Here is a 26,225-nt window from a genome sequence, read left to right on the forward strand (position 1 = left end):
ATCACGAAGTCCTGCGTGAAGCCGTGCTCCAGGACGAGGAGACGGCCGTCGCCCGTCGGCGCGAGCTCGACGAGACCCATGCCGGGTCGACGGCAAGGTCCAGCAGGACGCGGGTAGAGATCTCGGCCACGGCCGCGGTCTTGCCTGTGGTGAAGGCGTCCAGCACCGGGTCCAGGGCCTGGGCGAGGACAGGCCAGTGCGGGCTGGCGCCATAGTGCTGCCGCAGCATCCCCGCGGTTCGGCGGCGGGCCGTGTCCGGCTCGGCGATCACCGCGTCCCGGATGAGGGTCGGGCGGCCCTGGGGCAGGTGGGTGGGGAGGGTGAGCCATTGCTGGCGGGCCGGGTCGGCGAGGTCCGCGAGGCGGGCTCGGTGCTGGTGGTCGCGGCGGTGAACTGCACGTCGTCCAGGACGATCCAGTAGTCCGCCGCGAACAGCTTGGCCAGCGTGGTCAGCCGGGGAAAGAGGTTGGACTGATGGATGGCGCACAGCCCGCCCGGTTCGGGCAGGTCAAGAAGCGATGAGGCGGCTGGTGAAGCCGTTGCGGATGAGGGATTCGTACGCGGCATGCACGTCCTCCGGGACCTCCTGCTCGATGGCGAATCCGAGCTTCGGATACTCGATGACCCGCTGGAGGTCGCCGACGAGCATGTCTAGGACGAGTTTCTCGTCGCCGATGGACTTCACGTAGTCGTCGAACTCCAGCGGCTCCGACGCGCAGAGGATCTCGACGTCGGGCCACAGCTTGCGGGCGGTCGCGAACGACCGCCTTTCCATATAGGGCTTGGACACCAGCAGCACCGTGGTCGGGGTGACGCCCGCATCGGCGAGGACCTCGCGGGACAGGGTGATGTTCTGCCCGGTGTTCCCGGCGTTGGGCTCCAGCAGGATCGCGTCGGCGGGGACGCCGAGGTCGATCGCGTGCTCGCGGAAGTGGACGGCCTCGCCACGGGGGAAGACCTTGGCGGTGGTGGGGCTGTTGCCGCCGGTGAACACCAGGGTCGGGAACAGCCCGGCCCGATACAGCTCGGCGGAGCGGGCGGCAACGCCGAGGTCGTGGCTGCCCAGTCCGATCGCCACGTCGACGGGCCGGACCTGGTGCTGCATCTGGTGGTAGTCCCAGATCAGCTTGGCCTGGTGCCGCTGGTCCTCGGTGATGGCCTGCTGGTTGTCGCTCACGCGTGTGTTCTCCCTGGTCACCGTTGCCGGGGGCCGGTCGGCCCCTCGCTCATGGCCTTGATGCCCTCGATACTGCGCAGTTGGTGCACGAGTCCGTACTGCGCGGCTGTCCTGGCGGCCTGGTCGAGGACGAGGTGTCCATCATCGCGGGTCGCCGTGTCGGAGAGCAGGATGTGGCCATGAGCGGTGTCCTGTCGCACGCGTTGCATCGGTGATTCGGTGGTCCCGCTGTTGCGGGCGATGTCGATGAAGTGCAGGGCCTGGGTGAGGTCGCCGGCGCCGCGGGCGGCGAGGGCGAGTTTCTGGTGGGCCACCGACCAGTCGTCGGGTTCCTGGAGGTCTTCGAAGTCGCGGGTCGCGGCCTGCATGACGCGGGTCGCATAGTCGTGGTTGCCGTCTTTGCTCAGCGCGGTCCCCACCCACAGGCGGGCCCTCGCGCGGTCGCGGGGGGAGAGCCGGTCGTCGACGGCGAGGGTTTCGTAGTTGCGGGCGGCGATCTCCAGCTTGCCGGACATCTCGGTGACGACCGCGAGGGACAGGTCGAGCTGGGCGACGCGGCGGGGGATGTCGAGCTGGGTGAAGACGGAGCGGGCGCCGGCATAGGAGTGCTGGGCAGCGAGCGGGCCGAGGACGGTGCCCTGGTCGCGCTTGAGGTCGCCGAGCAGGGCGGTCGAGCGGGCGAACAGATACAGGCCCTTCTCGTCCAGTTCGGGGGCCTCGAACCGGCCGAGCCAGCGCGCCAGGAGGCTGTCGGCGAAGGTGAAGTTCTGCCGGGACAGGGCGACGACGACGCGGTCCAGGTCGTCGGTCCAGGACTCGTATTCCCAGGCCCGGGGCCCGGAGGCGGTGACGCGGCGCCGGGCGGTGGTCACGGGGCTGGTCATCTCGGACAGGAGCGTTTCGAAGCGCAGGCTGACGGCGGCGTCCGCGCGGCCGAGCGCGGTGTCGAGGATGGCCTGGGTGTCGGGTCTCGGCTCGGTGTCAGCGAGCTTGGACTCCCATTTGGAGACGGTCGCAACCGCCAGGCCGAGGTCCTGGGCGAAGGCCCGCACGCTCAGTCGCAGGGCGAGACGCAGGGCCTTGGCCTCCAGGCCGGTCCAGTGGTGCACGGTCGCCACGCGTCACTCCCTTCCGCCAGCCATCGAAGCACGGTCCGTGCAGTCGGCGGGACGGAAGTGGAACGGAAGTAGAACAGGCGGTGATTGGCCAGGAGTTGGTCAGCGTCCACGCTCAAGGGGTCATCAGTTGTCGAGCCTTTTGGACGGTCCCCAGCATGGAACCCCTCACGGAGCATCGCCAGGTCAGCGGCCCGGTCGTTTACGGCTATCTGCGGCTGGTGCGGGTCTCCGCGGCCCGGCATGCGGCGCTGGCCGCGTCGCTCACCGAGTACTGCCGCAGCCACGAGCTGCAGTTGTCCGGCGTCTTCACCGACCGCGACGTGAACTCCGGGCCCGACTCCGCGGCTTTCACCGGGCTGCTGGACGTGCTGGCTCTGCCGGACGTCTATGGCGTGATCGCCCCGGCTATGTCGCACCTGGGGCCGAAGGCCATAGCCGCCGAACGCGGACGCCGGATCGAGGTGGCCGGCTCCCGGCTCCTGCTGGTCCGCCGCCCCCGCACCGCACACCCGCCGGTCGTCCGCAGCGGCCCCGTCCGCCGCCGTAGCCCGGGAGCCACCCGTGTCCTGGACGCCGAGTCATGAGGGCCACGATGACCGAAACGACCCAGCGGTTCTTCAAGGCCCGGCCCGAATCGATCGGCCAGGCACGGAAGTTCGCCACGGACGCCCTGGCCGAATGGGGCCTGCCGGCTCGCGCCGAGAACATCCGGCTCTGCGTCTCCGAGCTCGCCACCAATGCCCTGGTCCACGGCACCGTCGCCGACCACGGTTTCCTGGTCAAGCTGGACGCGGACGAGGAAGTCGTACGGCTGGAAGTCCATGACAGCCGCCGCCAGCACCCCGAGGCTCACCAGGCCGCCGACACGGACGTGTCCGGACGCGGCCTGACGTTGGTGAGCGTGCTTGCCGACGGCTGGGGAGTTCAGGACCGCACCCCGTTCGGGAAGATCGTCTGGTCCTGCTTCAAGGCCGCAGGAGGGACGGCGTCATGACCGTCATCCTCACCCCGCCCGGTCCGGAACTGCGGCTGCTGGTGTCTCTCGCGTCCTGGACCTGGCCGGCCACCGGACCGGACGGCCGCGAGGTCGCGCACATCCTGATCACCCACACCCCGGCCTTCACCGGCCCCGTCGAGGCCCAGATGCGGCGGCTGTCGGACAACCTCGGTGGCCTGACCGGCGCTCGGGAGATCGTCCCCGAGCTCGACCGGTGCCTGCAGATCGTCGGTGGCCGGGTGCTGCTGCACTTCCCCGGCGCTTCCCGCAGGCTGCGGCTGCCGACCCGCCCTGACTGGACCGAGCTGGTCGCCCGCACCGGCGAGGCTTTCCTCCTGCTCGGTCTGGATCCGCTGCCACAGTCCGCGACCGCAGTGCAGGCCGATGCCTACCTGGATGCCGCACTCGCGGCCGACCGGCTTCTGTTCGGACGCACCCGCACCCGCTGAACCCCTGATCTCCCCGCACGGCCCCCGGATGGACGGATGAGAGGGAACTGCCATGGAAACCTTCGAACGCGCCCGGCTGGACGCCTACTTCGCCCGGATCGCCACCCAGTTCACCCCGGATGAGCAGACCACATCGTTCCTGATCACGCACCTGCTGCCGGAGCGACCCGCGTTCGTCCAGGCCGTCGCCGCGATGACCCGGCTCACCGCGGTGCTGCCCAAACCGAAGTCCATCCACCCGGCAGCGAAGCGCGAGGTCGAGCAGACCGTCCCCGTCGACACCCTCACCCGCGACCTGTTCACCGAGGCCGACGACGCCCTGGACTACCTCGAATCCCGGGCCGCAGGCGAGACGATCTGCCTGCTGGACGTCGGCGGCTACTTCGCCCCCACCCTCGCCGAAGTCCACAGCCGCTTCACCGGACGGATCGCCGGGGTGATCGAGGACACCGAGAACGGGCACCGCCGCTACGCGGACCTCGACAAACTGCCCTGCCCCGTCATCTCCGTCGCCCGGTCCCCACTGAAGGACCCCGAGGACTTCCTCGTCGGCCAGTCCGTCGTGTACTCCACCGAGGCCGTCATGCGCGGCCGCGGCGACATCCTCCACGGCCGCCCCGCCCTCGTGATCGGCTTCGGCAAGCTCGGCTCCTCCATCGCCCGCCTCCTGCAGGCCAAGGGAGTACAGGTCACCGTCTTCGACATCGACCCCGTCCGCCGCACCCAGGCCCTGTCCCAGGGCTTCACCGTCGCCCGCGACCGCGAGACCGCCCTGACCGGAGCCGGCCTCGTGCTCTGCGCGACCGGCGCGATGTCCCTGCGCGGCGAGGACTTCTCCCACCTGCGCAACGGCGCCTACGTCGCCACCGTCACCTCCAGCGAAGACGAACTCGACCTCGCCGGACTCCCGGACGTCTACACCCGCACGATCGTCGGCGACCATGTCACCCGCTACCGGACCACCGGCCACTACTTCTATCTGGCGAACGGCGGCAACGCCGTCAACTTCATCCACGGCGCCAGCGTTGGGCCGTTCATCTTCCTGGTCCAGGCCGAGATCCTCGCCGCGATCAGGATGCTCACCCGCGGCGACCTCGCCCCCGGCATCCATGAGGTCCCCGCACCCGACCGCGAAGCCATCGCGGCGACCTGGCTCTCCTACTTCAACAGGTGATCACCATGCCCATCACGGCAGACCACATCCGCGCCACCCTCGCCGCCTACGTCGATCAGCACCCCGAGGACAAACACGAGATCGACGTCGTCCACGGACTGATCGACGACGGCGACGACCTCACCAGCCGCAAGACATCCCCCGGACATGCCACCGCGGGCGCGATCCTCGTCGGCCACGACGGCCGTGTCCTGCACATCCACCACAACGTCACAAACCTGTGGTTGCTGCCCGGAGGCCATCTGGAGCCCTCCGACGAGACGCTTCTGCAGGCCTCCGGCCGCGAACTCACCGAGGAGACCGGCATCCCGCCCCACCTCGTCACCCCGCACAGTGAGGTCCCGCTGCACGTCGATGTCCACCCTATCGACGCCAACCCTGCCAAGGACGAGCCCGCCCACCAGCACTTCGACTTCCGGTTCCTCTTCCGCACTACCGCCGACGTCGGTGACCTGCAGACCGAAGAGGTCTCCGACGCCGCCTGGCGCAACGTCGACGAGATCACCGACCCAAAGCTCCGGGACCGCATCGCCACGGCTCTCCTCGACGCCGACAGCGACGCCGCGATGAACGGCCAGCTCCCCCTTGCAGACCCATGGCCCCTCGCAGGCGAGTGAGGGACAGTCGATCTCCGCTGTTCGGGCACTCCCCATGGGGAGTGGAACGGCTTTGCTGGAGCGGAGCACACCCGAGAGCTCACACGGAAGCGCGCAAACGCTCCAACTTGATGCGGAACTCCTCCACCCCTGGTGGGCGGACCTGCTGATCCTGGCCGGCGCGAGTCATGAGCGCCTTCTTGAGAATCTGATGCTTTCCGAAGACTTTCGTCCTTCCTTGAAGCAAGCTAAGCAGAATCTTCGGGTCAACGAGCTCCAGCCACTCTTCGTCCCAGCGGTCCTGAACCAGGTCTCGTTGCGTGGCCACAACCTCATCCCAGCGCGGAGGCCAACGCCACCACGCGCGCTGCCTGACGAAATCGCATGAGGAACCCCCTAATTGACGGGGCGCCAGTACCAGCTGATCCCGAAAATGCGAACAAGGGAGCAGGTGTTCCCTGGAACAGGTGATCGTCACCTTAGGGATTGCATGTGACGCATGTGATTGACGATGATTACGGAACGCAAGCACCGGGCTGCAGACCGTAGTTTCCGCGTTCCCGGTCCATGTCCCATACGACGGCCGGGAGTTGGAAGATCCAAAGATCCTGAGCAAGTCCCCCAAGGGTTCGCACAGCGACGCCGCCTCCCCCGTCCCACGGGGAGGCGGCGTCGCCGCGTCAGCTGCGGATCCCCGGATAGAAGTCCCGCGCCCCGCCCTTCGCGTCCTTCGCCTTGCCGAGCAGGCTCGCCGGGTACTCCACGAGCCAGTAGCTCGCCGTGCCGACGGCCACCGCGGTCGCGAGCACGATCAGTGCCGCCAGCGGGAACGCCGCCTGGCTCGTGGGCAGCAGGCCGGACTTGATGAGCCACAGCATCACCGGCTCGTGCCAGATGTAGAGGCTGTAGCTGATGAGACCGACGGCCGTCACCCAGCGCGCCCGCAACACGACGTGCCAGCGCACCTGTTCGCGCGGGCGGACGTGCAGCGTGGCGTAGAGCAGGGCGAACCACAGCACGGCCGCGATCGGGTGGTAGTAGGTGTGCGCGAAGTTCTCCGGGTCGGAGAGGTACGACAGGGCGTAGAGCCCTGCCAGCACCGCCACCGACAGCGGCACCGTCGCCCGCGCGCTCAGCCTGCCCCGCTCGCCGAGGGCCACGAGCAGCACCGCGAGCCCCATGCCGGCCGCGAAGCCCCCGAAGCGGGCCTGCGGTCCGAAGTACACCGGCCAGTCGGTGTGCGGCACCCCGACGACGTAGTGCGCCACGGAGATCCACACCACCGGAAGCACGAACAGCGCCGCGCACCCCGATGCGCACACGGCCACCCGCGCCCGCCGTGTCCGCAGCTTCCGGCACACCCGCACCGCGAGCGGGCCGAGCGCGATGAGCGCCAGGTAGAAGGCGACTTCGAGGGACAGGGACCATGTCGGACCCAGCGTGTAGAAGATGCGCTCCCGGTCGAAGATGTGCGTGAACGTGAGGTGTTCGACCAGGTCGCGCCAGTCGCCCGGCAGCGTCGGGTTGCGGCTGGCCCAGACGACGAGCACCGCCAGGAAGTACAGCGGCAGAATGCGGATCGCCCGCCGGAAGAGGAAGCTCCGGCCGGTACGGATCGCGCCGCCGTCGATGGCCGCTCGGGCGTACGACAGCGTGAGCAGATACGCGGACATCACGAAGAAGAGGTCGATCACCTCCAGTGAGATCAGCGCGCCCAGCCAGGGGCTTTCGACGGGAGGGTGCGCGCCCGCCGCGTCGTACGTGTAGTACTCCTGCCACACATGGAAGAGGACCGTGCTCAGGGCGGCGAGGCCGCGGTATCCCTGGAGTTCGAGCGCACGGCCGCGGGACGGGCGGGGAGCGGGAGCCGGTGTTGTGGGCCGGGTGGCCGTCAGGGTGCTCATGACCGCCCCGCGGGCTCGGGCGCGGACGCAGACGCGGACGCAGACGCAGACGCGGACGCGGAAGCCGCCCGCGGTGTGACCCGCCACTGCCGGTCGCCGAGCGCCTCCTTCAGATGCGCCTGGCGCGCCACCATGTTCTTGAAGTGGGAGTAGAAGAACGTCGAGACCAGCAGATAGCGCCAGAACCACCGCTTGCGGCGGCGCAGTTCGGGCACCGCGAGCCGCCAGGCGAAGGCGGCCTGCACCACCCCGGCGGACATCGTGACGGCCGCCGCCATCAGGCAGACAGGCACCGCCCAGTCGAGCCGGTCCACGCCGCCCGCACGCCAGGCGGCGTGCGCCAGGATGGGCAGGATCTGCAGCGTCAGCCACGGCTGCACCTCGCGCCAGCCGAGCAGCACGAAAAGGCCCGTCTTCTGGCGCCGCGAGAACACCGGCGAGCGCAGCGCGCCCCACAGATGCCGCAGCGACACCTGCAGCCAGCCCTGCGCCCAGCGCGAGCGCTGGTTCCACAGCGGCCGCAGCAGGGTCGGCGCGAGCTCACGCGAGATGAGCGTCCGGTCCATGGCTATGCGCGCACCCTCGTTCAGGGCGCGCATCGTCGAGTCGATGTCCTCGGTGAGCATCGAGCCGTGCATCCGGGTCCTGGCGAGGAGGTCCGTGCGCCAGAAGCCGTTCGACCCGCCGAAGACCCCGAAGCCGTACATCCGGGTCCGTCCGGGATGGCTGACGGCGTAGATGGTCTCGAACTCGACGCCGACCGTCTGTGCGACCCACGAGCTGTCCCCGTTGCGTACGACGCAGTGGCCCTGCACGACGTCGTAGCCGTTGGACAGCCAGTCCCAGGCGTGCCGGAAGGCGTTCGGCGCGGGATGGTGGTCGGCGTCGAAGATGCCGACGAACTCGCCGCGCACCCGCGTCACCGCCGCGTTGATGTTCTGCGCCTTGGACGTGCTGCCCACGACCGGCAGGAGCACGAGGCGCGGATCGCGGGCCGCCATGTCCCGCAGGGTGTCCTCGACGGGCAGCGCGTGCGGTGTGTTGTACGCCAGGACGATCTCGAGCTCGCCTGGATAGTCGAGCCGCAGGAACGACTCGACGGTGTCGACGATCGTCGCGGCCTCGTTCGGCAGGTAGGCGGCAATCACGGCGCTGGCGGCCGGATAGGGCGCGCCCGGCCCGTCCGGCCTGGGCGTGGCGTCCAGCGAGAACAGGCACTCCAGCATGATGAGCAGGGCGGAGAGCACGAGCCCGGCCACCACCACCCAGTAGGCGAACCCGGCCGCGTCCCAGCCCAGTTCGTACGCCTGCTGGTAGAGCGCGAACGGCACGCCCACGCCGAGCACCAGCGGAAGCACCGGCGAGATCAGCCGGGTCAGCCAGGTGACAAGGACCCGGAACCCGGCGCGGGCGCGGCGGTGGCCGTGCGGGGCGCTCGCCCGCATCCACGGCTCGTAGCGCACCGGGCGCAGGTCCCGGTGGCGTACGGCTTCGGACACGGCGTCCCGCGCGTGCTCGGCAGCCCGGGTGTGGTCGGCGTATTCGGCGAGCGGTGTCCAGCCGATCGCCGGGGTGAGCCGGACGTTCTCGTCCGCGACGACGAACCGGGTGCCCGCCACGGACGCGGCGAACTCCCGCAGGCTCCGGGTGGCGGTCTCCTCGTCGACACCGGGCATCAGCACGAGCAGCTGCCCGTCCTCGTCCCAGCCGAGCCGGTCGCAGACGCCGCCGAGCCGCTCTGCCACGCCTGCGAGCCGCTCGGCGACCTCGCGCCGCACTCGCGGCCCGAGCCGCGTCTCCAGGGCGGCCATCTCGGCGACGCCGACGACGGCGAGCACACCGCCGCGCCGGGCGGCCGGCGGGCGGCTGAGCTCGCGGTCGAGTTCGTCCATGAAGTGCGGACCCGAGTAGAGGCCGGTGCGCGGATCGCGCAGCAGGTTCTCGACGGGGACCGGGACGCGGTGCAGCTTGGCCGCTATCCGCGCGGACAGTTCACGCGGGTCGGACGCCTCCGGCAGGCAGTCGTCGGCGCCGTGCCGCAGCAGATCGGCGACGGCGCCGGGGGCGTGGGTGCGGGCCCCCGTGACCATGAGCAGCGGTAGCGCCTGCCCCGCGGGGTCGGCGCGCACCTCCCGTATGACGTCGAGGCCCTGCCGGCGCCCGTCCGGGCCGTCGTCGAGGGCCACGATCGCGTCCGGGGGCGTCAGCCTGACCTGGCGGTGTACGTCGCCGGGTACGGCATGGGTGACTTCGTACCCGGTGAGCTTCAGCGTCCGGGTGAGCAGTTCCCGGCTGGGGCCGGGCGAACCGACGGCCAGGACGTGGCCGCCGTGGAGCGGGGCCGACCTGAGTGGATCGGGCCCCATGGGCAGTTGAAGGGTCATCAGTGTGGTCCCATCCTGTTCGGATTGTGGGGGGAGGACCGGATTTCGTTTGTTGAGCCGCCAACTAGCCCCAGAAACCGGGGCAATCGGCGACATCAGCCTCAACGATCACTGTGACACAGCACCTTCACTGGCGTAACGCCTGGATTACGACTCCGTGCAGGGCGAGAGCAGGCCCTGCGGGGAGGGCGTGCCCCGCAGGGCCCGCCCCTACTTCACCCCCACCGCCCGGACGATCTCCTGCGTGACCGAACCGCCCCGGTCATCCTTCGCCGAAGCCCGCAGCGAGATGTACTCAGCAGACCCGGGAACCTTCAACTTCCCTCCCCAGGCGGCCTTCTCGCCGTCCCGGTCGAGGGTGACCTCCGCCCAGCTCGCACCGTCGTCGTACGACACCTCCAGCTTGCCGCCGCCGATGGTCCCGGTATCCACCGCCCCCCTGACGTACTCGGAGAAGATCCCGACATCCACGGTCCGCCCACCCCGCACGTCCCCCGCGAGATCCGTGTCCACGTCGAACCCGAGGTTCAGCAAGGGAAGGAACGTCTGCCGGTCGGCCGGAGTCTCCTCCGACTTGAAGGTCCACTCCGAGTGGCCCTTCGTCGCAAGCCGCCACCGCCCCGCATCCAACGTCGTGTCCGTCACGACCTTGTACGTCCGCTCGGCGGGATCCGCGTCCCACACATGGACCCCCGAACCCTGCCGCCGGTCCACCAGCTCCCCGTCCGCGTACACCGCACTGACCTGCGTCATCGAGTCGTCGTTCCACACGTCGCCGAACCCCGTGTGATCAGGACCGGAGTCGCCCCACCCGGGGACGTTGAACTGCAGCGAGTTCCCGGACCGCTGCTGCCCCCAGCCGAGCCCCGTCCCCAGCCACGGATGCCATGCTGGCTTGAACCAGTTCAGCGTCCCGTGCTTGCCGCCCCGGTAGCTCACCAGGCCGCCGCGCTCCTCCAGCGCGCCGGGGCCGACCGACACGGACTCGTGCCACAGCTGACCCGCCCCCGTCGACGCGTAGTCCGTCCGCTCGACGGGGTAGTCGATCTTCTCCTGGAAGCCGAACCCGATGGCGAAGGTGTCCGTCAGGGAGTAGCGGAACTCCCCGCCCGCCACCGGCTTCACCGCGTGGAACTTCGTGTCCAGGACGGCGAGTTCACGCTTCGACGGTTCGTACGTCAGGTCGCGCGGCACCGCTCCCTTGTGGCCCTCCGACACGTCGTACACATACGGCGTGCGGGACGTCGCCGTGGTCTCCACGGCTCTGCCCGCCTTCGCCGCCGCGATGAGCCGTGCGCCGTCCGCCGCGCCGACCGTGCCGATCTGAAGCGGCCGGTCCGCGTTGTCGTCCGTGCCGAACCAGGCGTTGAGACGCCCGGGCACGTCGTCCGTCACGAACAGCGCCTTCGCGCCCGCGTCCTGTGCGGCCTGCCCAAGGTCGGCGGGTGTCGCGGCCGCCGAGCGGCGCGCGACGACGGCCTTGCCCTTGACGTCCTTGCCCGCGTACTCGGCGGCCGTGCCGCCGCCCACGTCGACGAGCGGCAGCCTGCTGCGGCCGTCGGTGACGGAGCCGCCGGGCTGCGGCACGACCTCGCCGAGGCCCTTCACGTCCAGGGTGGGCTTGCCCAGGCGCCAGACGGTGCGGTACTCGAAGCTGCCCTCCTCGACCTTCTCGGTGGGCGCCGCGAAGACGCTGTCGTACTTGACCGGCACCTGGACCGCGCCCATCAGTTCGGCGCCGTTCGCCTTCCGGTCGTACTCCATGAGGAGCTGGCGGGTCTCCGTGCGGCGACCGACGTCCACGCCGATCTCGCGCAACCTCCGTCCGTCCAGGGTGACTTCGCGGTCCTTGTCGAGGACGATCTCGGGTGCGGCGAGAAAGCCGAGGCCGAGGGAGTCCTTGCCGTTGGAGCCGCGCACGTCGAGGAAGGAGGACAGGGCGTACGTTCCCGGCTTCAGACGCAGCTCCAGCGTGCCGGTGTCCCCGACCTCCGTCTGGATGGGGTCGACCCCCTCGGCGAGGCGCTGGAACACGAGGCCCGCCCCGGTCGCGGCGCCGTCACGGTCCTTGACGCGGACGGTGAGCGTGTACCGCTCCTCCTCCTTGACCAGGCCGAACGCGGTGTGCGCGACCGGCTTCCCGGCGGCGCTCGCGACGATACGGCCGCTGGTGTTGCCGACGGGCGCCTTCGCGCCGTCACCGGTCACCGTGGTCGACGCGGTGCCGTGCGCGGGGACGGCGAGCGTCTTGTCGGCGAGGGTGGCGACGCCTTCCGCCGCACCCTCGGCGGCGAGGCTCAACTCCACGGCAGCGTCCGATGAGTTGGTGTACGTGACAGTCCTCGTGACCGGCTTGTTGTCGCCGTACGGCCAGGAGTAGAAGCCGAGGTCGGCGCTGCCGCTCGCGGTGATCCGGGCGTCGATCGCGCCGGGCACGCTGACGCGGCCCGCACCCAGCTCGTAGGCGGAGGCGTCGAGCCGTGCGGACGTCGACATCAGCACATCCTTGAGCCGCGCGCCGCTCCAGTCCGGGTGCTTCTCGGCGAGCAGGGCGGCGGCGCCCGCGATGTGCGGGGTCGCCATCGACGTACCGCTCATCTCGGTGTAGTAGCCCGCACCGCCGACGAGTTGGGAACGGGCGGCGAGGATGTCGACACCGGGGGCCGACAGGTCGGGCTTGAGGGCGTTGTCGCCGAAGCGGGGGCCCTGGCTGGTGAAGTACGCGGCTTTGTCGGCGGAGTCGACGGCCCCGACCGTCAGCGCGGAGTCGGCGGCGCCGGGCGAGCCGATCGAGGAGGGGGCGCCGGTGTTGCCCGCGGCGATGACGAAGAGGGCACCGGTGTCCTTGGAGAGCGTGTCGACGGCGGCGGCCATCGGGTCGGTGCCGTCGCTGGCCTCCTGCGAACCGAGGCTCATCGACACGACCTTGGCGCCGACGTCCTTGGCCGCCCACTCCATCCCCGCGATGATCTGCGACTCGCTGCCCGACCCCTCGTCGCTCAGCACCTTGCCGACGGAGAGGGCGGCGCCGGGCGCGACGCCCTTCTCCTTGTCGCCGTCGGACCCGGCGCCGCTGCCGCCGACCGTCGAGGTCACATGGGTGCCGTGGCCGTTGCGGTCGGCGACCTCCTCGCCCGGGATGAAGCTCTTGGTGGCGTCGACACGATCCTTGAGACCGGGGTGGGAGGTGTCGACTCCGGTGTCGAGGACGGCGACCTTCACGCCCTTGCCGGTGAGCCCCGCCTCCCAGGCCTTGGGGGTGCCGATCTGCTCGTTGCTCTGCGCCATGTCGGCCTCGACACGACCGTCGAGCCAGATCTTCCCGATGCCGTCGGCAAGAGAGCCGCCCGAACCACCCTTTGCGTGGGCCGACTTGGTGGCATCCGGCGCCACCGCCCGCCAGAAGTCACCGGGCTCGGACGCCTTCACCGCGACGCCGCCGATGCTCGGCAAGGACCGCACCTTGTCGGCACCGCGCGGCACATCCCGGCCCGCCGCACGCGCCTTCTTCTCATACGTCACGATCAGCGGCAGGGCGGCGCCCGCCTTCTTCCCGGCGAACCCCTGCCGGATCAGCTCCGTGACGTCGAAGAGCCGCTCATCGAGGGTCCCCGCGCTCAGATAGGGCCGCGCCTCGTCCGGTACGACGGTGATGCGGCCGCCCGATATCTCACTCCGGACGGCTCCGGCGGCCCCTGCGGGCCGGTCGACGGTGACGGTCTTCCTGCCGCCGCCGAGTTCCGTGACGGTGACCTTGTCGCCGGTCACCAGGGTGACGGTGTGGGCGGCGGGGGTGGCCCGCCCGTGCGGCACGTCGGAAGGAGCCGCGGTAGCGGCCTGCCCTGCCGGGAGCAGGGCGAACGCGAGGCCGACGGCCGGAAGGAGCCTCGCTCTTCGCCACGCGGGTGCTCTGGTCATGGGTGCCCTCTCTTCGTCGGACCCGGGCGGGGGTGGTCCCCGGGTGCTGCGACGAGTGTCAGGGGGCTTGTGTTGCGGGGGTGTTGACCGTTCCTGGCGGGAAGCCGCCAGGGCACCTTCCCGCCAGCCACACCCGTCTCAGGCCGTTGCCCGGAAGATGGCTGACAGAGACAAGCACCTTCCGTGACAATGCAGTTGGCAGACAGTCATGAGCACGTATGAGCAGTCAGCACATAGAGAACGTGGTGCGCGTGGTACGCATGGTTCGACGGGGGCAGTGATGGACGATCTGGTGGAGTTCAGGACCGATGACGGTGCGCGGGTCGTCATGGCCGACGTGGACGACCTGCACGGCTCCCACCTCATCTCGCGCCACGGCGAAGGACCCGCACAGGCCGCCCGCACCTTCGAGGGCTCACTGGCCGGGGCGCGAGCGGCCGCGGAGTCCGCACTGCGGGTGTTCCGGGACGGCAGCCTGCGCCCCGATTCGGTGGAGATCGAGTTCGGGGTCCGGATGACGGCGGAGGCCGGTGCGGTGATCGTGAAGGGCACGGCGGAGGGCCACCTGGTGGTGCGCCTGGCGTGGACGCCGGGCGGGGCCGATCCCGCCGCCCCGCAGCCGGCCCCCCGCTCCCCGGAGGCCACCGCCTCCTCATGAGCAGTGCGACGTGGCATGCCCGGATCGCCTGCGGCGGCGAGGTCGGGGCCGGGTTCCTGGTGTCCGAGCGGCATGTGCTGACCTGTGCGCATGTCGTGCGGGGCAGCGATCGGGCGGCGCTCACCGTCTCCTTTCCGCACCGCGGGGACCTCGGGGATGTGCCCGCGGCCGTCGGTGCGCACGGCGGGTGGGACGGGGCGGGTGTCGATCCGGGTGACCTCGCCGTCCTGGAGCTTGCGCACCCCGTGCCGGTGCGGCCCGCCGAGTTCGCGGCGCCCGACGACGCGTACGCCGAACCCCGGCCCAGGCTCCTCGTGTACGGCTTCCCGAAGGGCTATCCGGAGGGCACCCTCGCCGAATACCGGGCCACCGCCGCCCAGTTGATCGCCGACGAGTGGGTGCAGCTGGAGGCGTGGAGCGCCCACGGGCAGCCCCTCGCCCCGGGGTTCAGCGGCGCGGCGGTGACTCTCGCGGACAGCAACCGTGTGGTGGGCATGGTGTCGGCCGCCGCACGCGCGTCCACCGGCGTACGCAACGGCAGGATGCTGCCCACCTCCGTCATGGCCCGCTACTGGGCCCCGCTCGGCGACCTGATCCCCACCCCCGGCCACCACCGGGCGGCGAAGGAGCGGCTCCGCGAGCTGGTGGATCGGGCGGCGGGCAGCGGTCCCGCGGTCGACCCGGAGCGGCTGTACAACGACGCGGTGGGCCCCTTCGGCCCGCCCGTGCCGCACGGCGGCTTCGGCTCGCTGTGGTCCGCGGCCTGGTACGTACTGTCGGAGGTCGAAGAGCCGGAAGCGCTGAGCCGCCTCGCCGACCGGCTCACCGGGCTGCTCGACGCACCCCGGTCCACGGCACCGTCCGGGGCGCCGCCGGACTGGTCCCCCATCCTCGTCGAGATCGACCACAGCGGCGCGGGCGACGACCAGCTCCTGGTCGAGGTCTCCGCGTACCGCGAGGGCCACCGTCACCCCGTCGGCTCGGACACCGTGGCCACCGGCCGCGTGCGGAGTTACGTCCAGGAGAGCGTCGACGACGCCTTCTCCCATCTCGCCCCCGGTACGGACGAGTTGCTGGCCTTCGTGCTGCCCCGCGCGCTGCTCAACTGGCCGGTGGCCCAGTGGGAGTGCGGCGCCGACGACCCGACGCCGCTCGGCTGCTCCTATCCGCTGGTCGTCACCGAGCGGTCCCGCCGCAAGGGCGGTCTGCGTCACCAACTGGCCCGCAAATGGGAGCACTTGGACGGCCGTACGGCGACATCCCTGCACCGCGTCGAGTGCGGCACCCAGGAGAAGCCGAACAAGCTGCGCTTCCGGCTGCGGCGGGACGGCGCTGACCTCGCGGGGTTCGGGGCACCGCCCCCGACCGACCGCACCGGACCGGGCGCCGACGTGACGCACTTCGACGTCTCGCTGACCGCGCCCGTGCCGGTGCTGCTGTGGCCCCGCACGGGCTGCGAGGGCGCCGACGGGCACGGCCCTGCGGGCGCGGGATGCGCCGGTTCGGAGTTCCTCGACCGCATCTCGGCCCATGTGGACGGAACTCCGCCCGCCGAACTCCCGCGCACCATACTGGCGTTGCGCGAGTCCGCCGGGGCGGCGGACGAGCCGGACAGGCACTGGGCGCGGGACGTGCAGCTCCTCTGGGACGACCCGCGCTGTTTCCCCGACGCACCCGCCGCCCACCGCCACTCCCCCGTCGCCTGAGCCCGACGTACGAAACCGTGAGCCCGACGTACGAAACCGGAGAACCCAGACCATGTCCCTGTGGCCCGTCTACACCGGCACGAACGAGCCCCACGACGGGATCACCGAGCTGCCTCCGCCCCCGCCCTGGCGCGCCTTCGACGGCGGCCCGGTCCTCGAAACCCCCACGGACGACGGCTCGGCGACCTCCCCGGACCGCGTCCACCGGGCGCACACGTACCGCGCCACGGAGACCTGCGTCCAACTCGTCAACGCCGCCCTGTACTTGAGGCGCCCGCTCCTGGTGACGGGCCCGCCCGGCAGCGGCAAGTCGAGCCTCGCGTACGCGGTGGCACGGGAGTTGGGCCTGGGCCCGGTCCTTCGCTGGAACATCACGAGCCGCAGCGCCCTGCACGACGGCCTCTATCAGTACGACCCGCTCTCCCGTCTGTACGCGGCGAAGGACCAGGCCGCGCGGGATATGCGCCACGGCCGCTCCGGGGGTGCGGGCGCCGAGGAGCGCCGCTCCGGCGCGGGCGTCGAGGACCACCTCCGCCTGGGCCCGCTCGGCACCGCCCTCCTCCCCTACGACCGCCCCCGCGCCCTGCTCATCGACGAGATCGACAAGAGCGACCTCGACCTGCCCAACGACCTCCTGAACATCCTGGAGGAGGGCCAGTACGAGATCCCCGAACTGGTCCGGATCGCCAAGCACACCCCGAAGGCCGAGCTGCTGACCGACGGCTCCGACGACCCGGTGGCGGTCGAGCGCGGCCGCGTGCGCTGCCGGGCCTTCCCCTTCGTCGTCCTCACCAGCAACGGCGAACGCGAGTTCCCTCCCGCCTTCCTGCGCCGCTGCGTCACACTGCGCCTTCGCCAGCCGCGGGACGAGCATCTGGAGGAGATCGTCCGCGCCCACCTGGGCGAGCCCGACGCGTACGCCCGTTCCCTCATCGCCCGCTTCCTGGAACGCGGCACCGGCGGCGAACTCGCCACCGACCAGCTGCTCAACGCGATCTATCTGACCGGTGCGGCGGGCGTCGACGCCGCGTCGCGCGACGACCTCGCGCGCCAACTCATGCCGTATCTGACGCAGTCGGCGGATCCGGGCCCCGATGCACTCTGACGAGCCCCGGCACCGGGGACCTCTCGCGCGCCTCGCCGATCTCCTCGCGCGGACGGCGGACGGCTCCCGGCCGACGTCGATCGAGCTGGCCGAACTGGTGTGGCTGGCGCGGCAGATGGACGGCACCGAGCCGACGCCGCCGGACGTCCCCGACGACGCACCGCCGACGCCTTCCACACCACCACCGCCGACGCGCCCCGCGCCATCGAACCCGGCATGGTCGACGCCTGATCCACCCAGGGACGACCGGGTGCCGCTGCGCCTTCCGGCCCCGACGGGCGGGTCCGCCCCGACACCGCCTCCCGGGCCGGGAAGTGCACCGGAGATGTCGGACCACACACCCCTCCGCGTCCCCGTCCCCCCGATGGTGACGCACCCTCTCGCCCTGCAACGCGCCCTGCGCCCCCTCAAACGCCGCGTCCCCTCCCCCGTCGGGCAGGTCATCGACGAGGAGGCGACAGCGCACCGCATCGCGCGCCTGGGCGGGCACCCGCGCGGCTGGCTTCCGGTGCTCCGCCCCGCCGACGAGCGCTGGCTGCGCCTCTGCCTGGTGTACGACGCGGGCCCGACGATGCCGATCTGGCGCCCCCTGGTCCACGAACTGCACACCGCGCTCGCCCAGTCCGGCATCTTCCGCACGGTGGAGCTGCATCGTGCGACACCCGACGGCAAGCTCCCGCCCCAGGCCGCGCACGGGCCCGCGACGGGCCGCACGGTCGTCCTCCTGATCAGCGACTGCATGGGCCCGCAGTGGCGCGAAGGCCCCGCGGGCACCCTCTGGTACCGCACGCTCCACCGCTGGGCCTCCCAACTGCCGCTGGCCCTGATCCAGCCACTCCCGGAACGCCTCTGGCGCACCACGGCGCTCCCCACGACCCCGGGCACCCTCTCCGCCCCGCACCCGGCTTCACCTTCCGCCTCCCTGACCTTCACGCCGTACGCGGCGGACCCCGCACCCTCGCCCTCCGACGCGACGCCGATCCCGGTACTTGAACCATCGCCGACGTGGCTGTCGCACTGGGCGTCACTGGTGGCGGACGCGGGCGGCAGCCAACTGCCGGGTTCGGTGGCCTGGTTGATGCGCACCCCACCCGCACCGGAGCCCGAGGCCGAGGCCGTCTCCGACCTCACTCCCGAGGACCTGGTACTCCGCTTCCGCTCCACCGCCTCCCCCGAGGCCTTCCGCCTCGCGGGCCACCTGGCGGTGGGCGAACCACAACTGCCGGTGATGCGCCTGGTCCAGGCGGCGGTGGAGGAGCGTCCGCGCCCGCAGCACCTGGCGGAGGTGATCCTGAGCGGCATGCTTTCTTCTGGCGTGGGCGCCGGGGCGTATGAATTCCGCGACGGGGTACGGGAGTTGCTGCTCCGCACGCTGCCGAGGACCGCGCGGGGGCGTACGCGGGATCTCCTTGCCCGGGTGGGCGGGTTGATCGATGAGCGGGCGGGGGTGGCGCCGGGGGAGCTGCGGGCGGTGGCGCCTTCCGCGGGCGGGGGCGCCGAGGGCCGGGCTCCCGCGGGGGAGCCTTTTGCGACGGTCACTCCGGAGAGTGTGCGGCAGCTGGGCGGGGGCGCGAGGGGAGGGCTGTTCGCCGGCCGGTACCGGTTGGTCGAGCAGCTCGGGCAGAACGGCGGCACGTGGCGCGCCGAGGACGTCCACCGCCCCGGAACCGCGGTGGTGGTGAAGCAGTATCCGCAGGGATCGCCGTACTCACGGGAGTGGGGGGACAGGCTCGTCGAGTTCCGTCACGAGAACGTGGCACGGGTCATCGACCACGGCGTCGACGACGCGTCCGGGCGCAGAGTGGCGTACCTGGTCACGGAGTTCGTGGACGGGGGCAGCCTGCAGTCCCTGCTCACGCGATACCGATACAGCCTCCGCACCAGTCAACTCCACGTGGTGGTGCCGCCGTTGGCGGATGCGGTCAACGCACTGCACTACCGCCGGCTGCCCCTCCAGAGCCTCCGCCCGTCACACATCATCGTCACCCCCCGTGGGCCGGTCCTGACCGCCGACTTCGCCCTCTCCGAGTACAGCTTCCGGAAGCTGCGTTCGAACCTCAGCGGACTCGCCTCGCTGGTCAGCCAGCTGAGCCCGAATCCCTCATCCATGCCGCACCTTTCACGGCCCGAGGCAGCGGAACTCCAGACAGGGACGACCAAGGAGAGGATCGCCGCGGCCGTCCAGGAGCTGTACTCCTCCAACCCGGACGTCCAGGGCCGAGGCGCCGAGCGACTCATCAACCTCTCCGAGCCCTCCGCCCACACCCGCTCCTACTCCGTCCTCGGCCCGCTCCGGGTCACCCAGCACGGCCGCCTCCTCGCCGTCGACGTACCGGAGGAGCAGGCGTTGCTGTGCATGCTGCTGCTCCAGCGGGGCCGCACCGTGTCGTACGCCGAACTGGCCGAGGGAATCCGGGGCCCTTCCGCCCCCGTGGACAGGGAGGACGACCTGCACGCCGCCGCGCGTCGCCTGGACGAGGCGCTGGGCCCCGGCACCCTGATCGCCGACGACGACGGCTACTCCCTGCCGCTGCCGTCCGGCCCCGACAGCGTCGACCTGTTCCACTGCCAGCGGCTGGCCAGCGACGCCCAGGACGCCTATTTCGCGGGCGACTTCACCCGCTCCCGGCAGCTCGTGCGGTCCGCCCTTGAACTGTGGCGCGGCACCCCGCTGCTCGACGTTCCCGGCCCGGCGGCCCTCGCCACCCGCGTCACCATCGCCGAACTGCGCCAGTCCCTGCTGCGCACGTGGGGCGATCTGGAAGGCCGGGACGGGGATGCCTCAGCCGAGGACGCCGCCGAACTGGCCGATCTGCTCCAGGAGTTCCCCCACACAGAAGACGAGGTCCTGGCCCCCCACGAAGAACTCCCCAGCGCCCAGCTGGACGACCTCGGCGTCAGCCGTGAACTGCCGGACGACCAGCCGACACCCCCCGGCACCACCCTCACCTTCGAGTACCTGACCCGCCCTACCGGCACCCAGTCGGAGACCCTGCACAGGCTGGGCCGGGAGATCTCCCACCTCTTCATCCAGGGCGGCATCGGCCCGGACCGGTTCGAGATGCGGGCCCGCCAACACGGCTGGGACGTGACCGTCGCCCCGGAGGTCCACGTACTGCACGTGCTGACCACGACGGTCACCGGCCTGCGTGCCGCGCTCGCACCGTTCCCCGTGCTCGGACTCGTCGTCACCCTCACCCACGACCCGGACCCGACGGTGTCCGCGCCGACGTTCCCCACCGGACTGCGCCGCAGCCTCTTCAGCGGTACCGGCGCCCAGGCCGTCGTGGTCGTCTCCAACGATCTCCATGATCGGATCGAGGAGTTCGGCCGCCTGAGGGACGTCCGGTTCGAAGCCGTGCCCCAGTCGGACGACTGGTACTGCCGGATCGCGGCCGTGGCGCCACCCGACGCCTCGCCCTCCAACACCTCCCCATCGGCGGGCGAACTGCTCGCCTCCGCCGATGCGGTGGTCATCGGGTTCGACGGCCTGCTGACCCGGCTCCATCCCGGCAAGGCCGGGCGCGACGCGGCACGCCGCCTTGCCGCCGTGATCGCCGAACAGCGCAGCCCGGAGGCCGCACTGAAGGGTGACCCACTCCTGGACGCGGGAGTCGCACCGCCCGCCTCGGGGAGCGACGAGATCCATCCGCTGGACGTACTGCGCGCGTTCGCCCGGAACCGCTCACTTGCCCCGGCCCTGCACCACGAACTCGCCGGCATCGAGACGGCGGCCGTTCACGCGCACAGGCCCACCGCGTCCGAGGGCACGCTGCTCAATGCGCTGGCCGGGCAGCCGCGCCCCTACGCCGTCGTCGCCGACACCGGGCCGGACGCGTTGTCGACGTACATGGCCGTGCGCCATGCCGCGCCGGACGGCGGAATCCACGGCCGCACCGCCGACCTCACCCGCCTCATGCCCGACCCCGACTGTCTGCGCCGCGCAGTGGAGCAGCTCGGCCGGCCCGCGGCCCGCTGCGTCATGATCGGCTCCTCCCCTCGGGAGGCAACCGCCGCCAAGGAGTTGGGCATGCCCTTCATCGGGTACGCACCCGGCCGCCGGGCCCGGGAGCGCCTGGCCGACGCGGGGGTCGGCACCACGGTCGGCGATCTGACGGAGCTGATCAGCGTGCTCCGCGGCACCTGAACGGACCGCCCACGTGCCCCGAGGGCCGCCTCACGCCTCCGGCGCCCGCGCGTCGTACCGCGCGAACCCCCGCCACTTCATGGCCAACAGCCCCACCGCCACGACACACGCGACCCCGCCCCCCGTGACCGCGAGCAGCGGCGAGGCCACATCCCCCACCGCCCCCGCCACGAAGTCCCCCAGCCGGGGCCCGCCCGCGACCACCACGATGAAGACCCCCTGCAGGCGCCCCCGCATCTCGTCCGGCACCGCCGCCTGCAGCATCGTGCTGCGGAAGACCATCGAGATGGTGTCCGCGCAGCCCGCCAACGCCAGGAAGAACAGCCCGAGCCAGAGGTTCCGCGTCAGTCCGAAGACGGCGACCGCCGCGCCCCACCCCGCCACCGAAAGCAGAATCGCGAGCCCGTGCCGCCGGATCCGCCCGATCCACCCGGAGAAGACACTCCCGAGGAGCGCCCCCACCGCGGGCGCCGCGACCAGCAGGCCCACCGTCTTCGCGTCGCCCCCGAACCAGACCACCGCCACGGCGGGGAACAGCGCACGCGGATGCGCGAGCACCATCGCGCACAGGTCCGTGAAGAACGTCATCCGCAGGTTCGGCCGGGTGGCGAGAAACCGCAGGCCGTCGAGGACCGAGGCCCGCTTGGCACCGGCCCCCGCCCCCTCGGGACGCATCGGAGGCAGCCGCCACATCGCGTACAGGGAAGCGCTGAAGGCCACCGCGTCCACCGTGTACGCCGCCTGATAGCCCCACAGGCCGACGATGAGCCCGCCCAGCATGGGGCCGAGCATCATGCCCCCCGTCGTCGTGATCGACGACAGGGCGTTGGCCGCGGGCAGCTGCTCCGGCGGCAGGAGCCGCGGGATCATCGACGAGCGCGCCGGTGAGTTCAGCGCCCCGCAGACCGCCTGCAGCGCGACCACGGAGTACAGGAACCACACGTGGTGGAAGCCCGCGAACGCGCCCGCCGCGAGGACGATCGAAAGCCCGCAGGAGCCGAGCGACGAGTACAGGCCCAGCTTGCGCCGGTCCACCGTGTCGGCGATCGCGCCCCCGTACAGGCCGAACACGATCAGCGGGACCAGCGAGAAGAGCCCGACGAGGCCGACCGAGAAGCTGGAGTGCGTGATGTCGTAGACCTGGAGGGAGACCGCGAGCGCGGTCATCGCCTGGCCGATCCAGGAGATCGTGTTGCCGGCCCAGAGGCGGCGGTAGTCGACGGACGTACGCAAAGGCGTCAGATCGGCGAGTATCCGCCTTTTCGTGACGGGCCCCTGGGGCTCCACTGGAAGCGGGGGTATCGGGGGGTTGCTGTCGGCTCCGGGTGTCCGGGGGCCTTCGGCTTCGTCTTCTTCCGGGGGCGTATGCGTCACACGGGATGCTAACCGCGCGGCCCGCGAGGCGACCAACACCACCCGTGTGGCCGCACCCCGCCCGGCTCAGCCCAGCGCGCGCGCCGCCCGCGGCCATCGCACGATGCGAGACAGGACCGTCGTCCGACGGTCCGTACGGTCTGCGCTCTCGGGAGGATCTGCCATGACCGTCAGTCTGGAGCAATTGCGCCGCTGCCACATCGCCGTCGACCTGGGGGCCGCGAGGACCCGGGTGTTCGTGAAGGGTGCGGGTCTCGTCGTCGACGAGCCGAGCGCCGCCGCGGTGAACACGCGCACAGGCGCGCTCATCGCGGTGGGCCAGTTCGCCGAGCAGATGACGGGACGCACCCCCGGCTACATCCGCGTCGTGCGCCCCGTCTCCGGCGGCACCGTCGTCGACATCCAGATGGCCCAGCGCATGCTGCGGAACCTGATCGGCGAGAAGCTGCGCCGGGCGCTGCGCCGCAAGCCGCGGCTGCGGGCCGCCGCCACCACTCCGCACGACGCGGATCCCCTCGCCCAGCGCGCCGCCATCGAGACGATGGTCGGGCTCGGGGCCCGCCGGGTCGAGCTCGTGGACACGCTGATCGCCGCGGCGGTCGGCTGCGGGCTTCCCGTCGAGCGGCCGGAAGCGTCCATGATCCTGGTGTGCGGGGCGGCGACGACGCAGGTCGCGGTGTTGTCGCTCGGGGCGATCGTGACGGCCCAGCGGATCCCGGTCGGCGGCGAGGCCATCGACCACGCAATCGTGCAGCACCTGCGCCACCACCACGAATTGATGCTTCCCAGCCAGTCGGTACGTCCCCTTCAGCTCGCCCTGAGCGGCAACGGGCTCACGCCTCAGGGGCCCGAGAAGACCGAGATCCACGGCCGTGACGTCGCCACGGGGCTCGCCCGCTCGGTGCACGTCGAAACCGCCGCCGTACGCGACGCGATCCACACCCCGCTGACCGCCGTGCTCGACGGCATCGGCAAGGTGCTTCGCGACTGCCCGCCGGATCTGGTGGCCGACCTGGCCGAACGCGGGATCATGATGGTCGGTGGCAGTGCGCTGCTTCCGGGGTTCGACCAGATGCTGCGGGATGCCACGGGGATGCCGGTGGAGATCGCCGAACGGCCGGATGCATGCGCCGTACTCGGCCTCGGGGCGATGCTGGAGGGCAAGATCCAGCCGCTGGTCCTCGACCCGATGTCCGGCTGATCGGGCCGGCCCCTGCCGACACGGGCCGGCTTCCGCCGATCCGAGCTCACGGGGAGAGCGTCCGCATGTCGAAGCCGAAGCCGAAGCCGCTGACGGTCACGCGGGGCGCCGCCGCGCGCACGGGCGCCCCGCGATGAACCCCGCAGGCCCGCCCCTCCCCCTCGGCCCGCTGCTCGACGCGGTGCTCGGCGTCGGCACGGACCTCGAACTGCACGCCACGCTCCAGCACCTGGTGGACAGCGCGGCCGAGCTGACCGGCGCCCGGTACGGCGCGCTCGGCGTCATCGACCCCGCGCACGGCAAGGTCACCGACCTGTTCACGACGGGCCTGACCGAGGCCGAACGGAACCGCATCGGCCGCCTCCCGGACGGCCACGCGGGCATCATCGGCGCGCTGATCACCGACCCCCGGCCGCAGATCATCGACGACCTGACGGCCGACCCGCGCTCGTCCGGCATACCGCCGGGACATCCGGAGATGCACAGCTTCCTCGGCGTACCGATCCACGTCCACGACGAGGCGTTCGGCAATCTCTATCTCACCGAGAAGCGCGGCGGCCCCTTCACGGAGGACGACCTGCAGCTCCTGCGGGTCCTGGCCAGCCAGGCGGGCATCGCGATCGGCAACGCCCGTCTGTACGAGGCGGCCAGGCAGCGCGAGCGCTGGATCGACGGCGCGGCAGCCGTCACGACCGCCCTGCTGACGGGCGAACCCGCGGCGGACGCCCTGATGACGGTGGCGGAACAGGCCAGAATCCTCGCGGACGCCACGGCGGCGGTCATCCTGCAGCCCACGGACCAGGGGGGCATGCGGATCGTCGCCGCGGCGACGGAGGGCACGGACGGTGAGCGCCCCGCAGCCCATGCGCCGACCCCCCAGAGCGACCTCATCGGCACCACCATCGAACCCGGCAGCGCCGTCCTTGAACAACTGCTCGGCGGCGAGCCGGTGTTCATCGAGGACTCCGCGACCGACCCCCGGATGACCACCCGCGTACGGACCCGCTTCGGACCCAGCATGATGCTGCCGCTGCAGGCGGGCGGCAGGCTCATCGGGACGCTCGCCCTGCCCCGCTCCCGCGGCGCCCGCGCGTACACCTCGGTGGAACGCCTGCTGGCCACGCAATTCGCCTCACAGGCGGCGCTGGCCCTGGTCCTTGCGGACGCCCAGCAGAGCAGGCAGCGCCTCGCGGTGTTCGAGGACCGCGACCGCATCGCCCGCGATCTGCACGACCTGGTCGTCCAACGGCTCTTCGCGACCGGCATGATGCTGGAGTCGACCCGGCGCAGGGCGGGCTCACCGAAGGTGGAGTCCACCCTCGACCAGGCGGTGGACGAACTGGAGTCGACCATCCAGGAAGTGCGTACGGCGATCTTCGCGCTCCAGCAGCCGCCCGCCGACGCCCCGACCACGTTCCGCGGCAAGGTGCTCCGCGAGGCGGCGGGCGCGGCCGCGGTCCTCGGCGTCCAGCCCTCGGTGCACTTCACGGGAGCCGTCGACACCCGCGTCACGGACCCGGCGGCGGGCCACCTCCTCGCCGCCCTGCGCCGCGCCCTCGCCACCACGTCACGCCGCACCGACGTCACGCGTATCGAGGTGGCGGTGGACGCGCGGGCGACACTGCCGGACGGCCGCACAGGGGTGCGGCTCACGGTCTACGACGACGGCACGACGGACGGCGTCGGCACGGGCACCACGATCACGTGGCAGGCCCCCCTCTGACCCCTCTGGCCTCCCTTGAGAACGACCGGAGATGGCGGGCGATGTCTAGCCCGTTCGCGCAGCGGGGCCGCACGTCACCGCTGCTTAAAACGTTCCTGCATGGGCAACGAATGGTGGGGCGGGTGGGACTCGAACCCACGGCCGACGGATTATGAGTCCGCTGCTCTAACCGGCTGAGCTACCGCCCCTAACGGCGCGTCGCGCACATTTGTGCGCGCCGTCTGCCGCAGCATAGCCGCTCATACGATCTCCTGCTTCGGATGGTCGGCATCGCTCGACCATGAGGACCACAGTGCTGCCCGCATGGTTCCACCAGGCACTGAAAAGGACCCCTGAGTGGTGCCTCAGGGGTCCTTCTCACAGCTCTCCCGACTGGACTCGAACCAGTAACCTGCCGGTTAACAGCCGGCTGCTCTGCCAATTGAGCTACAGGAGACCGAGCTCCCCCGACTGGACTCGAACCAGTAACCTGCCGGTTAACAGCCGGCTGCTCTGCCAATTGAGCTACAGGGGATCGTCTCGTTGCAACGATGTCACCTACCTGGGGATTCCCGGGCGGCGGTCGCTCGCTGCGACACATACATTAGCGCAAGC

General features: G+C 71.2%; 18 protein-coding genes, 3 tRNA genes and 1 pseudogene. 11 read left to right on the forward strand and 11 right to left on the reverse strand.

Translation table 11 applies throughout. The features are described 5' to 3' along the window. Window positions 1-94: 94 nt before the first annotated feature. The 3 genes and pseudogenes from AB0O76_RS03740 to AB0O76_RS03750 form a co-directional block, all read right to left on the reverse strand. Window positions 95-567 (reverse strand): annotated as a pseudogene (locus AB0O76_RS03740) (WbqC family protein); the annotation flags it as partial. Beyond that, a complete protein-coding gene (locus tag AB0O76_RS03745; RefSeq protein ID WP_365484986.1) occupies window positions 509-1,177 on the reverse strand; it encodes a YdcF family protein in 669 nt (222 codons plus the stop codon). The gene AB0O76_RS03745 and the pseudogene AB0O76_RS03740, both read right to left, overlap by 59 nt. Window positions 1,178-1,194: 17 nt before the next feature. Continuing rightward, window positions 1,195-2,295 carry a hypothetical protein gene (locus tag AB0O76_RS03750; protein ID WP_365484989.1) on the reverse strand — a complete coding sequence of 367 codons (1,101 nt, stop codon included), beginning with the start codon at window positions 2,293-2,295 and terminating at the stop codon, window positions 1,195-1,197. Window positions 2,296-2,450: 155 nt separating this feature from the next. Here AB0O76_RS03750 and AB0O76_RS03755 point away from each other — a divergent pair, with 155 nt between their 5' ends. From AB0O76_RS03755 to AB0O76_RS03775, 5 genes are read left to right on the forward strand one after another with little or no spacing between them, the layout of a single operon-like run. Continuing rightward, window positions 2,451-2,879 carry a hypothetical protein gene (locus tag AB0O76_RS03755; RefSeq protein ID WP_365484992.1) on the forward strand — a complete coding sequence of 143 codons (429 nt, stop codon included), beginning with the start codon at window positions 2,451-2,453 and terminating at the stop codon, window positions 2,877-2,879. Window positions 2,880-2,887: 8 nt separating this feature from the next. Then, window positions 2,888-3,289 carry an ATP-binding protein gene (locus AB0O76_RS03760; protein ID WP_365484995.1) on the forward strand — a complete coding sequence of 134 codons (402 nt, stop codon included), beginning with the start codon at window positions 2,888-2,890 and terminating at the stop codon, window positions 3,287-3,289. After that, entirely contained in the window at window positions 3,286-3,741 is a 456-nt protein-coding gene (locus AB0O76_RS03765) for a hypothetical protein (RefSeq protein WP_365484998.1), read from the forward strand. Before AB0O76_RS03760 ends, AB0O76_RS03765 begins: the two co-directional genes overlap by 4 nt. 52 nt (window positions 3,742-3,793) lie before the next feature. Continuing rightward, the gene (locus AB0O76_RS03770) at window positions 3,794-4,915 is read left to right on the forward strand and encodes an adenosylhomocysteinase (protein WP_365485001.1); all 1,122 of its coding nucleotides are present in this window, start codon (window positions 3,794-3,796) and stop codon (window positions 4,913-4,915) included. Window positions 4,916-4,920: 5 nt separating this feature from the next. Beyond that, complete coding sequence (locus AB0O76_RS03775) at window positions 4,921-5,532, forward strand: NUDIX domain-containing protein (RefSeq protein ID WP_365485004.1); 612 nt, start codon at window positions 4,921-4,923, stop codon at window positions 5,530-5,532. Window positions 5,533-5,611: 79 nt separating this feature from the next. Here AB0O76_RS03775 and AB0O76_RS03780 read toward each other — a convergent pair whose 3' ends face one another. From AB0O76_RS03780 to AB0O76_RS03795, 4 genes are all read right to left on the reverse strand, one after another. Then, window positions 5,612-5,839, reverse strand: a complete 228-nt coding sequence (locus AB0O76_RS03780) for a hypothetical protein (RefSeq protein ID WP_365485007.1) — start codon at window positions 5,837-5,839, stop codon at window positions 5,612-5,614. Window positions 5,840-6,191: 352 nt separating this feature from the next. Next, a complete protein-coding gene (locus tag AB0O76_RS03785; protein WP_365485010.1) occupies window positions 6,192-7,415 on the reverse strand; it encodes an acyltransferase in 1,224 nt (407 codons plus the stop codon). Further along, window positions 7,412-9,799: a glycosyltransferase gene (locus AB0O76_RS03790; RefSeq protein ID WP_365485013.1), complete on the reverse strand. Its 2,388-nt coding sequence runs from the start codon at window positions 9,797-9,799 to the stop codon at window positions 7,412-7,414. The genes AB0O76_RS03785 and AB0O76_RS03790 overlap by 4 nt, the downstream gene beginning before the upstream one ends. 210 nt (window positions 9,800-10,009) lie before the next feature. After that, the gene (locus AB0O76_RS03795) at window positions 10,010-13,717 is read right to left on the reverse strand and encodes a S8 family serine peptidase (RefSeq protein WP_365485016.1); all 3,708 of its coding nucleotides are present in this window, start codon (window positions 13,715-13,717) and stop codon (window positions 10,010-10,012) included. Between the two features lie 280 nt (window positions 13,718-13,997). On the opposite strand from AB0O76_RS03795, the gene AB0O76_RS03800 reads away from it, so the two are divergent. Genes AB0O76_RS03800 through AB0O76_RS03815 form a run of 4 tightly spaced genes read left to right on the forward strand, consistent with a single transcriptional unit; the run spans window position 13,998 to window position 21,333 of the window. Further along, window positions 13,998-14,375 carry a CU044_2847 family protein gene (locus AB0O76_RS03800; RefSeq protein ID WP_365485018.1) on the forward strand — a complete coding sequence of 126 codons (378 nt, stop codon included), beginning with the start codon at window positions 13,998-14,000 and terminating at the stop codon, window positions 14,373-14,375. After that, window positions 14,372-16,081, forward strand: coding sequence for a trypsin-like peptidase domain-containing protein (locus tag AB0O76_RS03805; RefSeq protein WP_365485021.1), 1,710 nt, complete (start codon window positions 14,372-14,374; stop codon window positions 16,079-16,081). The genes AB0O76_RS03800 and AB0O76_RS03805 overlap by 4 nt, the downstream gene beginning before the upstream one ends. 52 nt (window positions 16,082-16,133) lie before the next feature. After that, entirely contained in the window at window positions 16,134-17,186 is a 1,053-nt protein-coding gene (locus AB0O76_RS03810; protein WP_365485024.1) for a MoxR family ATPase, read from the forward strand. Further along, window positions 17,176-21,333: an SAV_2336 N-terminal domain-related protein gene (locus AB0O76_RS03815; RefSeq protein ID WP_365485027.1), complete on the forward strand. Its 4,158-nt coding sequence runs from the start codon at window positions 17,176-17,178 to the stop codon at window positions 21,331-21,333. The genes AB0O76_RS03810 and AB0O76_RS03815 overlap by 11 nt, the downstream gene beginning before the upstream one ends. Window positions 21,334-21,363: 30 nt before the next feature. Here AB0O76_RS03815 and AB0O76_RS03820 read toward each other — a convergent pair whose 3' ends face one another. Further along, the gene (locus AB0O76_RS03820; protein ID WP_365485030.1) at window positions 21,364-22,620 is read right to left on the reverse strand and encodes an MFS transporter; all 1,257 of its coding nucleotides are present in this window, start codon (window positions 22,618-22,620) and stop codon (window positions 21,364-21,366) included. A 250-nt stretch (window positions 22,621-22,870) separates the two neighbouring features. Here AB0O76_RS03820 and AB0O76_RS03825 point away from each other — a divergent pair, with 250 nt between their 5' ends. Beyond that, window positions 22,871-23,908: a rod shape-determining protein gene (locus AB0O76_RS03825; RefSeq protein ID WP_365485033.1), complete on the forward strand. Its 1,038-nt coding sequence runs from the start codon at window positions 22,871-22,873 to the stop codon at window positions 23,906-23,908. A 133-nt stretch (window positions 23,909-24,041) separates the two neighbouring features. Beyond that, on the forward strand, window positions 24,042-25,631 hold the full coding sequence (locus tag AB0O76_RS03830; RefSeq protein WP_365485036.1) for a GAF domain-containing protein: 1,590 nt from the start codon (window positions 24,042-24,044) through the stop codon (window positions 25,629-25,631). A gap of 111 nt (window positions 25,632-25,742) precedes the next feature. Here the strand turns inward: AB0O76_RS03830 and AB0O76_RS03835 are convergent. The 3 genes from AB0O76_RS03835 to AB0O76_RS03845 form a co-directional block, all read right to left on the reverse strand. After that, window positions 25,743-25,819: transfer RNA gene (locus tag AB0O76_RS03835), tRNA-Ile, on the reverse strand. A 175-nt stretch (window positions 25,820-25,994) separates the two neighbouring features. After that, a tRNA-Asn gene (locus tag AB0O76_RS03840) sits at window positions 25,995-26,067 on the reverse strand. Window positions 26,068-26,072: 5 nt separating this feature from the next. Next, window positions 26,073-26,145 (reverse strand) — tRNA-Asn (locus AB0O76_RS03845). Between the last annotated feature and the right edge of the window lie 80 nt (window positions 26,146-26,225).

The organism is Streptomyces sp. NPDC086554 (assembly GCF_040686095.1).
GTDB lineage: Bacteria > Actinomycetota > Actinomycetes > Streptomycetales > Streptomycetaceae > Streptomyces.